General features: G+C 49.0%; 8 protein-coding genes. 6 read left to right on the plus strand and 2 right to left on the minus strand.

Features of this window, described 5'->3' with window-relative positions; genetic code table 11:
- The 5 genes from pnp to IKG78_RS06635 all read left to right on the plus strand — a co-directional run.
- On the plus strand, positions 1-1,630 hold a 1,630-nt coding region (gene pnp / locus IKG78_RS06615), incomplete at its 5' end, for a polyribonucleotide nucleotidyltransferase (RefSeq protein ID WP_290941264.1).
- Between the two features lie 171 nt (positions 1,631-1,801).
- The gene (locus tag IKG78_RS06620; RefSeq protein ID WP_290941266.1) at positions 1,802-3,508 is read left to right on the plus strand and encodes an HD domain-containing phosphohydrolase; all 1,707 of its coding nucleotides are present in this window, start codon (positions 1,802-1,804) and stop codon (positions 3,506-3,508) included.
- Positions 3,509-3,535: 27 nt separating this feature from the next.
- Entirely contained in the window at positions 3,536-5,257 is a 1,722-nt protein-coding gene (locus IKG78_RS06625) for an HD domain-containing phosphohydrolase (protein WP_290941269.1), read from the plus strand.
- A 364-nt stretch (positions 5,258-5,621) separates the two neighbouring features.
- Positions 5,622-7,361: a (E)-4-hydroxy-3-methylbut-2-enyl-diphosphate synthase gene (gene ispG, locus IKG78_RS06630; protein ID WP_290941273.1), complete on the plus strand. Its 1,740-nt coding sequence runs from the start codon at positions 5,622-5,624 to the stop codon at positions 7,359-7,361.
- A 125-nt stretch (positions 7,362-7,486) separates the two neighbouring features.
- On the plus strand, positions 7,487-8,653 hold the full coding sequence (locus IKG78_RS06635) for a phosphoglycerate dehydrogenase (protein ID WP_290941276.1): 1,167 nt from the start codon (positions 7,487-7,489) through the stop codon (positions 8,651-8,653).
- An 86-nt stretch (positions 8,654-8,739) separates the two neighbouring features.
- Here IKG78_RS06635 and IKG78_RS06640 read toward each other — a convergent pair whose 3' ends face one another.
- Positions 8,740-10,512: a long-chain fatty acid--CoA ligase gene (locus IKG78_RS06640; protein ID WP_290941277.1), complete on the minus strand. Its 1,773-nt coding sequence runs from the start codon at positions 10,510-10,512 to the stop codon at positions 8,740-8,742.
- A gap of 97 nt (positions 10,513-10,609) precedes the next feature.
- Between IKG78_RS06640 and IKG78_RS06645 the strand changes: the two genes are divergently transcribed.
- The gene (locus IKG78_RS06645) at positions 10,610-10,939 is read left to right on the plus strand and encodes a hypothetical protein (protein ID WP_290941280.1); all 330 of its coding nucleotides are present in this window, start codon (positions 10,610-10,612) and stop codon (positions 10,937-10,939) included.
- A 244-nt stretch (positions 10,940-11,183) separates the two neighbouring features.
- Here IKG78_RS06645 and IKG78_RS06650 read toward each other — a convergent pair.
- Positions 11,184-11,681: aminoacyl--tRNA ligase-related protein (locus tag IKG78_RS06650; RefSeq protein WP_366074932.1), on the minus strand; the 498-nt coding region annotated here is incomplete at its 5' end.

The following is an 11,681-nucleotide window of genomic DNA, read 5'->3' on the forward strand; positions in this document are numbered from 1 at the left end:
CACGATGATTGGCGCTATCCTCGCCGGTCACGAAGTGATTAAGGAAATGTGCAAGGCCCAGCAGCAGCTCGTTGAACGCTGCTCCAAGCCGAAGATGGAACTCAAGCCGAAGTTTGTTGGTGAAGAACACGACAAGCTCGTTGCTACGGTCAAGGAAGTTGTCTGGGACGAACTGAACAAGGACGTCCACTCCAACATGGTGAAGACGGACTTCTATCCGGCTATGGCAGACCTCTGCGCTCGTATGCTCGAAGATCCGCGTATCCTTGCTATCATCGGTGAAGGCGAAGCACAGAATGCTCAGCTCGCTGCAGATGCAAAGGGCATCTTCAGTGACCTCGAACGCACGGCTATGCGCGAAATGATTTTGAACGAAGGCGTTCGTCTTGACGGCCGTACCACGACCGAAGTCCGCCCGATCGAAATCGAAATGGGCGTGCTCCCGCGTGCTCACGGTTCTGCAATCTTCCAGCGTGGCGAAACCCAGGGTCTCGTCATTTGTACGCTTGGAACAAAGGCTGACGAACAACGTTTCGAAAGCTTGCAGGGCGAAGGCGCAAAGAGCTACATGCTCCATTACAACTTCCCGCCGTTCTCCGTCGGTGAATGCAAGAAGCTCGGGCTTTCTCGCCGTGAAATTGGTCACGGTCACTTGGCCGAACGCTCCCTCGCCGCAGTTCTTCCGCTCCCGGAAGACTTCCCGTACACGATCCGCGTGGTTTCCGAAATCATGGAATCCAACGGTTCTTCTTCCATGGCCTCTGTTTGCGGTGGCTGCCTCAGCTTGATGGACGCTGGCGTTCCTATCAAGGCTCCGGTTGCAGGTATCGCCATGGGCCTCATCTCCGAAAAGGGCTCCGTCAAGGAAGGCGGCAAGATCAAGATCTTGTCCGACATTACCGGTACGGAAGACCACCTCGGCGATATGGACTTCAAGGTGACGGGTACTGCCGAAGGTATCACGGCTTTCCAGATGGACATCAAGATCCGCGGTATCACCCCGGAACTCATGCGCGAAGCTTTGGAACAGGCTCGTCAGGGCCGTATCCACATCCTCGGCAAGATGGCCGAACTCGGCCTCCCGGCTCCGCGTCCGCACGTTTCTGAAAAGGCTCCGACGATGCTCAAGATGCGCATCCCGACCGCGAAGATCCGTGACGTGATCGGTTCTGGTGGCTCTGTCATCAAGGGCATGCAGGCTCAGACGGGCTGCACCATCAACATTGACGACAACGGCAATATCGACATCGCCGCCCCGACGGGTAAGGCTGGTGAAGTTTGCCGCCGCATGATCGAAGAACTCACTGCAGAACCGGAACCGGGCCGCAAGTACAAGGGCAAGGTCAAGACGATCCAGCCGTTTGGCGCATTCGTCGAAATCCTCCCGGGCCGCGACGGTCTCGTTCACATCTCCGAACTTGCCGACCACCGCGTCGATAAGGTCGAAGACGTTGTTCACGTCGGTGACGAAGTCGAAGTGCTCTGCCTCGGTGTTGACCCGAAGGGCAAGGTGAAGCTCTCTATCAAGGCTTTGCTCCCTCCGAAGGCCGCTCCGGCTCCAGAAGCACCGGCTGCAGCTGCTGAAGCTGCTCCTGAAGCACCCGCTCCAGAAGCTCCGGCTGAAGCTTAATGGCTTAAAAGAGTCTAATTGGACTTTCAAGGAAACGCATGGCAATGCTGTGTGTTTCCTTTTTTTATATTTATGGCTGATTTTTTTTCAAAAGGGACTTTTTTTGGAGGATTTTTTGTTCTTTTTGTAAAAAATAGATTAACTTTATAATTATAATATTCCTGAGCGGATATGGGTTACATCTATTTAACATTGATGTTTGTGTTGTCTGCCGTCAACTTGGCGGTACTTTCGTTGCGTTATCAAAATCAGCGGAACAACTACATTTATTATGTCTTTTACGCTATTCTCGTAACGAATTTTGGGCATTGGTTGCTCGGGTTTTCGGAATCGGTCGAAGGCGCTATCATTGCAAACAAGGTGAACTATCTTGGCGCTTCGTTCTTGCCGATGTTCATGTTCTTTGCCCTTTTGAAAATTTGCAAAATACGCATTTCTTGGTGGCTCTACATAGCCCAGATTATTATCAGTTTTGGCATATGCGCTTTGGCCATGACGGTCGGGTATATTCCTGCGTATTACAAGACGATCGAGTATGTAGTGCAGGCCGGAGTCGGAAACTACGTCGCGACTTATGGCTGGGGGCATACTGTATTTAATGTGTTCCTTGTGACTTATGCTTTGCTGGATATTTGGATTATCATTCGCGCGATGCTGTGCCAGAAGATGGTTTCGCTCAAGAACATTTCGGCGATGATCGCTACCGAAATTTTGACGATAGCTTCGTTCTTCTTCGCTCGTTTTTTAGGAAACGATATGCTGGTCATGCCGTGTGTCTATGTGTGTGACCAAATTATTTTGCTTTACATATGCAACAACGTCAAGTGGTACGATATTACGGCTTGCGTGATTGAATCTATCGAAGCGGAAAGCTTGTGCGCTTTTTTCTCGTTTTCGATGGATGGCGCATATTTGGGGGCGAACAAGATTGCTTTGGAGTTCTTCCCGGAACTGGTGGATATGCGGGTGGATTCCCGCTTGAAAGGCGATACTGAACTTCAAAAGATTTTTTTGGATCGGATCGAAAAATTCAAGGATTCCAATATTTTAACGGATTATAGCCAAAGTACCGAATTCGATTATTCCGGGCATCATTACAAATGCGATGTGAAGGTGTTGAAACAAGTGCACGGAAAGGATGTCTATCTGTTCAGGCTCGAGGACAATACGCAGGAACAGCGCTATATCGATGCTCTCGGGCGTAGCAATACCATCTTGAAGAAGAATATGAAAATGTCCGAAACCGAAATGCTTTCGGTGCAGGAAAAATGGATTGTCGGCATGGCGCAGATGGCTGAAAGCCGTGCGGGGAATATGGACGGTCACATCAAGCGTACTAGCGAAGTCGTAAAGATTTTTGTAACGAGAATGCGCGAGAGAGGTGCCGATAATTTGTCGGATAAGTTCCTCGATGTGCTGATTGCGGCCGCCCCGATGTACGATTTGGGCAAGGTGGCGATTGACGATTCCGTATTGCGCAAGCCGGGTCGTTTTAATGTTGACGACTTTGAATTGATGAAGACCCATGCGGAGAAGGGGGCTAATATCATTGAAAAGCTCCTCTCCGAAGTCAAGGATAATTATTTTGTCAGTGTCGCAAAGAATATGGCTCTATACCATCATGAACGATGGGACGGTACGGGATATCCCGAACAACGTTCTGGCGACCACATCCCGATGGAAGCGCGTATCATGGCTCTTGCCGATGTCTATGACGCTTTGGTGAGCAAGCGCTGTTACAAGGAACGCATGTCGTTCAAGGAAGCGCGTGATGTCATATTGGCTTCGATGGGGAAGCAATTTGACCCGCATTTGAAGGATTGCTTCTTGGATTGCCAAGAGCAACTGATTGATTATTATTGTTCTGTAGATCATTAATTTGTTGAACTTGTCGATGAGAATGGTATGTTTGTTATTTATTATTTGATAGCGATGTGCGTGTTTGCGGGCGTGAATGCCTGCTTGCTTGCGTGTATGTATCGCAGGCCGTTGAATTCCTATTTTACGGCAGTTTTCTTTTCGATTGTTCTTGCGGATTTTGGTCATCTTTTCTTGGCCCTTTCGACCACGATTGAAGGGGCGATTGTTGCGAATAAGGCTTGCTATTTAGGCTCCTGCTTTTTACCGCTTTTGCTGTTCCTCTTGATTTGCCGCCTGTGTTCGTTCAATGTGCCGAGATGGGTGAAACTGTTCTTGTTTGCCTATAGTACGCTTGTGTTCGGGCTTTCGTGTACAGTTGGCTTTAGCGATATCTTTTACGAATCTGTCAGATATGTTGTCTTAAATGGTATCGGGAGTTATATCCCGACTTATGGACCTGCGCATGTTTTGTGGAATATTCTGCTGTATTTTTATGTTATTGCAGATATTGTAGTCATTATTGTAGCTGCCAAAAAGAAACGCAATGTCAGTTACAAAACGATGATTGCTATTGCGACTTTGACGTTTGTTTCCATTGGCTTGTTTATTGTAGCTCGTCAAATGGAAAACGACACGCTCTTGATGCCGCTTGTTTATTTGCTCGATGAACTTGTTTTGCTTTATATTTGTGCTTTGGTGAAGATGCATGATGTGATGAATAGCGTTCTGGAATCTCTTGAAGCTGAAAATACGGCGGCCTATTTGGCGTTTTCTCCGAAAGGGCTTTATTTGGGATGCAACGATATTGCTTCGAAATTTTTCCCGGATTTGCTGGAGTGCCGTGTGGATCACGCCATGCCTAAAAATATTGAAATTTCAAAGACTTTCAAGAAATGCATCAGTCAGCTTCAGGATGCCAAGGGCGGTAAGGTTTATCGTTTTTCGTACAAAGATCGTTTCTACAAGGCTGTTATGAGGAACGTTCTGCAAAACCGTAAATCGCAGATCATTTTGTTCCGTATTGAAGATGAAACGAATATTCAGCGTTATATCGAACGTCTCGATGCGAATAATACCGAACTTGCGGCTCTCATCAAGAACAATAAAGACCAAATTCGCGTTTTCCAGAACCAAATGCTGGTGGGGATGGCCGAAATGGTCAACAACAAGGATGGTTTTACCGGGGCCCACCTCAAGCGTACAAAAGAAGTCGTGAGCATTCTTGTCGCGAAGATGCAAAAAGATCCGAATTTGAGCTATTCAAAAGAGTTTTATGATGATATGATTGCGGCTGCCCCGATGCACGATATAGGAAAAATTGCCATTGATGATAAAGTGCTTTGCAAACCGGGAAAATTTACGGATGAAGAATTTGCCGAAATGAAAACCCATGCTGAAAAGGGCGCTATCATCATCAAGAACCTCCTTTCGAATTTCCAGAGCGAGTTCTTTGTGGAAATTGCAAAGAACATGGCTGGTAGCCACCATGAACGCTGGGATGGCAGTGGATACCCGTATGGCTTGAAAGGCGACAGCATTCCGCTGGAGGCCCGCGTGATGGCGATTGCGGACGTGTATGACGCTTTGGTAAGTAAACGCTGCTACAAGGAACCGTTCTCCTTTGCCGATGCTTATGATATTATCGACAAGTCGATGGGCAAGCACTTTGACCCGAACTTGAAAAAGTATTTTGATCAGAGTCGTGAAGAGCTTGAAGCGTATTACACAAAGGAATGCGAGGCGGAAAAAGCTGAAGGAGCGACTTAGTGCTTAGATGGCGGATCAGGTCCGCCATGACGTCATTCGTCTTCGATGCTTGATTTCTTTGCATGTCATTCCGGCCTTGAGCCGGAATCTGCCAATTCAGTTCTGCCAACTGCGGCAAAGCCGCCAAATTTACTCTAATAACCAATGACTAACCACTCAAAATAATAGATTTTGGGTGTTTGGTTTTTATAATTGCGCTGTAGGCGTTTGAATATAGATGACGTGGCTATCTTATTTTACATTGTCATTGCGAGGAGCGTAGCGACGCGGCAATCTATAATAATTAACGACATCTCCCTCAATAAAGTGCTTTGTATACGGCAAAGCTTCAATGGTTTGACGTAAAAGTTTCTACATTTTAGGCATGCTAGATTTTACTACACTTCCGTATGTTGATGACCGTTTTAAAGCGGTTCGCAGGGAAACTGTTCAAGTTCGCGTAGGCGAAGCAGTGATAGGGGGCAATGCCCCCATTTTAGTTCAATCCATGACGACCACCAAGCCGAAGGATGTCGAAAAGACGGTGGCTGAAACTTTGGCGCTTGCCAAGGTGGGGTGCGGGTTGGTTCGTATTACGGCGCCTACATTTGCTGATGCCGCGGGCCTCGAAGAGGTGATGAAGCGCGTGCGTGCTGCTGGTTGCACGGTGCCGGTGTCCGCAGATATCCACTTCCAACCGAAGGCTGCATTCGAAGCACTCAAGTGGGTGGAGAAAGTTCGCATCAATCCGGGTAACTTTGTCGATACGGGCATTTTGACGCTGGACCAACAGACGGACAAGTCTTTTGATGAAGGCAAGGAAAAAGTGGCCGAAGCCTTTACGCCGTTTGTTCAAGAAGCAAAGCGTTTGGGACGCGCCATCCGCATCGGCGTGAATCACGGCTCGCTTTCGGCCCGTATGATTTACCGCTATGGCGACACCGTGGAAGGCATGGTGGAAAGTGCCATCGAATATTTGGCGGTTTGCGAAGCGGAACATTTTGACCAAGTTGTTTTGAGCCTGAAGTCGAGCAATCCGCGTGTAGCGATTGCCGCTTATCGCATGCTTGCGGCTCGCTTGAAGCAGGAACACTTTAAGCCGTATCCGTTCCATGTGGGCGTGACGGAAGCGGGTGCCGGTGCTGACGGACGTTTGAAGTCTGCGGCGGGCATTGGTGCGCTTTTGCTTGATGGACTTGCCGATACGATTCGCGTTTCGCTTACGGAAGATCCGGTGGCGGAAGTGCCGGTGGCGCAGGAACTCATCAAGGCTTGCGAAATCAAGGCGGATGCGCCTAAGTTTGCTGTGCCGGTTTTGGAAAAGGATCCGTACCATTACGAACGCAGGGAAACACTCCCGGTGACGCTTGCTGGCGTAAAGATTGGCGGTTCTGAACCGGTGCGCGTCGGCATGAAGGCTGATGCGGTTGCTTTGACGGGCGAACGCCGCAATGCGGAATTTGCGTTGGCGGGTTTGGATGCAAAGCCGGTGGTGGAATTCAAGGATGCGATGGATATCGCTGGTTTTGCTGCAAATCCGAGTGCTGTTCCTGAAGGTTCGCTCTTCTGCTATACGGGCCCGGAAATGGTGATGGGCGTGCGTGCATTGGCTTCTGCTTTGTATGTAGCCAATCGCAAGGATCCGATTCTCCTTTATGCAAAGATTACGGATAGCGAAAAGGATATGCTTCGCGTGTCTGCCGATATCGGGAGCCTCGTGACGGATGGCCTTGGCGATGCCGTGGTCATCGAAGGCTACAAGAGTCCGAAGGATTCTGTGATTCTCGCGTTCGATATTTTGCAGGCTGCATACTGCCGCCGCAGCAAGACGAACTTTATCAGCTGCCCAAGCTGTGGACGTACGCTTTACGACATCCAGCAGGTGATGGGCAAAATCAAGGCTCGCTTTGGACACCTCTCGGACATCTCCATTGGCATTATGGGATGTATCGTGAACGGCCCTGGTGAAATGGCGGATGCCGACTTCGGTTACGTCGGTGGAGGCCCCGGCCGCATAACGCTTTTTGAAGGTAAAACCGCGGTGAAGAAAAATATTCCCGAAGAGGACGCGATTGAAGAATTAGTGAACCTCATCAAGGAACGAGGCCGCTGGCAGGAACCTTGATTTAGTAGACGGTAGACAGTAGGAAGTAGACAGAATAAATTTGGCGGCGAAGCCGCGATTATTCAACTTCCTACTTCTAACTTCCTACTTCCAACTAAGTTTTAACTTAAACAAAGGATAATACAATGGCAACTATTAAGACGATGAACAACATTTCCAAGAAGGGCTTGAGCCTGTTTGGCTCGTTCTACCAGGTTTCCGATTCTATCGAAAATCCGGATGCTATCTTGGTGCGTTCTGCTCAGGTCGATACAGACAACTTTGACGGCCTTTTGGCTGTCGCTCGCGCTGGTGCTGGCGTGAACAACATCACGATTGACAAGGCTTCTGCAAAGGGCATTTGCGTGTTCAACACTCCGGGTGCAAACGCAAACGCTGTTGCTGAACTCGTGATGACCGTGCTCGGCATGGCTGTCCGTAATGTCGATAAGGCTGCTAACTGGGTCAAGAACCTTGATGTGAATGATCCGGATCTCGCAAAGACTGTCGAAAGCGGCAAGAAGAAGTTCGCAGGCATGGAACTTGCCGGCAAGACGCTCGGTGTGATTGGCCTTGGCAAGATTGGTGTGCTCGTCGCTAACTACGCTCGTTGGAAGAACATGCGCGTTCTCGCTTATGAACCATATCCGAATGCAAACAACATGCATGAACTTTCGAACAAGGTCGAAACTGCTGACCTCGACACCGTGATTGCAAATTCCGACTTCCTCACGGTTCACGTTCCGTTCATCAAGGGCGTTACCGAAAACCTCCTCAACCGCAAGAACCTCGCTCAGTTCAAGGGTAGCTACATCATGAACTTTGCCCGCGGTGGCATTGTCGAAATGGATCCGGTGAACGAAATGCTCGCTTCCGGTTCCCTCCAGGGCTACCTCTGCGACTTCCCGACCGCAGACCTCATCAAGAACGACAAGGTCACTTGCTTCCCGCACCTCGGCGCTTCTACCGAAGAAGCCGAAGAAAACTGCGCCGTGATGGCTGTCGAAGAATTGAAGGACTACATCGAATTTGGTTGCGTCCGCAATTCCGTGAACTTCCCGGCACTCGTCGATCATCCGCATGCTGGCGTGAAGAGCCGCGTTGTCGTGATCAACCAGGACGTTCCGAACATGATTTCTGAAATCACGAAGGTCTTCGGTGCTGAAGGCGTGAACATTGCCAGCTTCTCTAACAAGAGCAACGGCAAAATTGGCTACAACCTCGTTGACGTTGAAAGCAAGGTCGATGATTCTATCATTGAAAAGCTCGGCAAGCTTGACAAAGTCATCAAGGTCCGCGTGATCCACTTTTAGTAGGAAGTAGGCAGTAGACGGTAGGAAGTTTTGGTTAGGCTGCTTCGCAGCGATTATTCAACTTCCGACTTCCTACTTCTAACTTCCTACTGTTGATACATCTTTTCAATTTCTTCGGCGTATCGTTGTTCTGCAATGGTGCGCCGAATTTTTAATGTGGGGGTTAAAAGCCCGGATTCGATGGTGAGTTCGTCACCGATTAAAATCCATTTGCGAATTTGTTCCCAATGATTCAGCTTTTCGTTGATGTGTTCGATATGGCGGTTGATGGAGGCTTGAACCGTGGGGGATTCCAGTGCGTTTTCGATGGAATAGTCTTCGTTTTGCGGCTTGAGCATGCGACGTGCGCCGACGGGGTTCAGCCAAATGATTGCCGAAACAAACTTATGGTCATTTGCGATGACAAGAGCTTGTTCCACCAGCGGATGGCGTATGATTTCGAGTTCGATGGGGTTTGGACTCACGTATTTTCCGGTACTCGTTTTGAGGAGTTCCTTGATGCGGCCTGTAAAGTAAAGAAATCCCTCTTCGTCGAAATAGCCTTGATCGCCGGAGCGGTAAAATCCGTCATCTGTAAAAACTTGTGCGTTCAAGTCGGGACGGTTGCGGTAGCCTTTAAAGACGCTCTCGCCGCGAATTTGAATTTCGCTGTTTTCGCCGATGCGGACTTCGAGATGGGGGAGCGGTTTGCCGATGGAACCGGGTTTTATAGCTTGTTTGCAATTTGCGGAAACGACTGGCGAACATTCCGTCATGCCGTAGCCTTCGAAAACAGGGAGGCCGATGTTCAAAAGGAATCGCAAAATGGATTTGTTCAAGGCGCTGCTGCCCGAAATAATCATGCGGAAATTGCCACCGACGGCTTCTCGCATTTTTTTATAAACGAATAAATTGAAAATGCGGTGCAGGAAACTTGGACGTTTGTTCGGATCCTTGATTTTGGCGATTTTGATGGCGTGCTTGATGAGAACCCGCTTGAATCCTTTGGCGCGGTCCGATGCTGTCGTCATGCTTTCGTAGAGGCGTTCCAGAATGCGCGGGACTACAATCATGATGGTCGGTCGCACTTCTCGCAATATGTGCGAAAGGTTTTTCGGATTGTCTCCAAAGTAAATCGTAACGCCGCTCATGGTGTAAAAATAGACCGCCATGCGTTCGAGAACGTGCGCGACCGGTAGAATCGTAAGGCAAGAATCCTTTTGCTTGTCGAAACGGAACATCGGAGCTATGTTTTGAATTTGTACTAACATGTTCCTATGTGTGAGTTCAACGCCTTTGGGTCGCCCTGTGGAACCGCTCGTGTAGATGATGCTGAATAAGCTATCTGGGTCGATGGAGTTCATCTGATAGTCTATCCATTTCGCTTGCTCTCGGTCGGCTAAAATCTCGAAACCTTTTGAGAGTAAGTCGTCCCAGTAAATTCCGTTTGCAGGGAGTGCTGAATCCTTGTCGATGCAGACTATGGTCTTGAAAAATGCAAGGTTTTCGTGGAGCGGCGCGTCCAGTTCCTCGATGGAATGGACTATGAGAATTTTAATGTTCGCGTCGTTGCTTTGGTATGAGAAATTTTCGGACGAAATATTCGGGAATAGCGGGACAACGCAGGCGTGGTTCAGCTGGATGGCGATGTCTGCAATCAGCCAGTTTGGTGAACTTGGGGCGATGATGCCAACGCTTTCGTTCTCGTTCAGTCCGAGGGTGTGTAATGCAAGTGCGAGCGCTTGGGTGTTGTTCTTCAGTAATTGTCTGGAATAGTGAATCCACTCGCCGTCTTTACGGTGATACCATCCTTTGAAATCGGATCGGTCGCAGTTCGCGAAGAACATCGACGGCAGAGATGAATATTGAAGTTGCTCCATGGTATTTAAAATAACATTCTATTTCGCAATGGCTCAAATTTTTTTGTTTTTTTTCATGTTCTGTTTTGAAATCGCAATATTTCATTATATTTAGGGTATGCTTAAGAAAATCAGTGATTACGAATTGGAACTTTGGGATATGGTTGACTTAGGGCAGCCTTTGTCGGCGGAACAGTTGTTGTCGGTGCGGACGCGTATCGGCTTTTTTCAGCATGAGCGCTTGGTTCATGAACTGGTGATGATTCTTTTTGCGCTGTTGACGGTGGGCGGGATTTTGTTTTTGATTGTTCAACCCGATATTGCTGTGATTGCGCTCGATGTGCTGTTCTTTGCGCTGCTGGTGCCGTATGTCAAACACTATTATGGGCTTGAAAATGGCGTGCAGCGGCTGTACGACCTTTATGAACGGCTGGAAAAGCTAAAATAAATGTGACAGGATGGGGCCTTGCCCCAATGACGATTCCGACGATGTGGCTGGGGTGACAATAAAAAAGCAAGTCCGCGGAGACTTGCTTTTGAAATTTTCTGGATCCTATCGCCTTTGGCTCCAGGATGACAGAATGTAATTACTTCTTCGGGGTGATGAATTCGAGACCACCCCAATGAGCGGGCAAGGTTTCTTGCGAAACCTCGCACTCGGATTTTTCTTATGAAAAATCCTCACTACATGGTTAGGCTTTCGGCTTGATAAACTCAAGCCCACCCATGTACGGACGAAGCACTTCAGGAATCTTGAGCGAGCCGTCTTTCTGCTGGTAGTTGTCGCAGATACCGACCATCACGCGCGGGGTGGCGAGGCCGGAACCGTTCAGCGTGTGAACGTAAACGTTCTTGCCTCCGATCTTCGTCTTGATGTTGGCGCGGCGGGCCTGGTAGTCTTCGAAGTTCGAGCAGGAGCTGACTTCGAGCCACTTCTTTTCGACCGGAGCATAGACTTCGAGGTCATAGCACTTGGCGGCACCGAAACCGAGGTCGCCCTTGCAGAGTGCGAGGCGGTGGTAGGGGAGGCCGAGCTTTTCGAGGAGCTTTTCGCCGAAGCGGGTGAGTTCTTCGTGATCTTCGTAGCTCTTTTCCGGATGGGCGAAATAGACCATTTCGACCTTGTTGAACTGGTGCAAGCGGAGAAGGCCGCGGGTGTCCTTGCCGTAGCTGCCAGCTTCACGGCGGAA

It is taken from the genome of Fibrobacter sp. (assembly GCF_017545445.1).
Lineage (GTDB): Bacteria > Fibrobacterota > Fibrobacteria > Fibrobacterales > Fibrobacteraceae > Fibrobacter.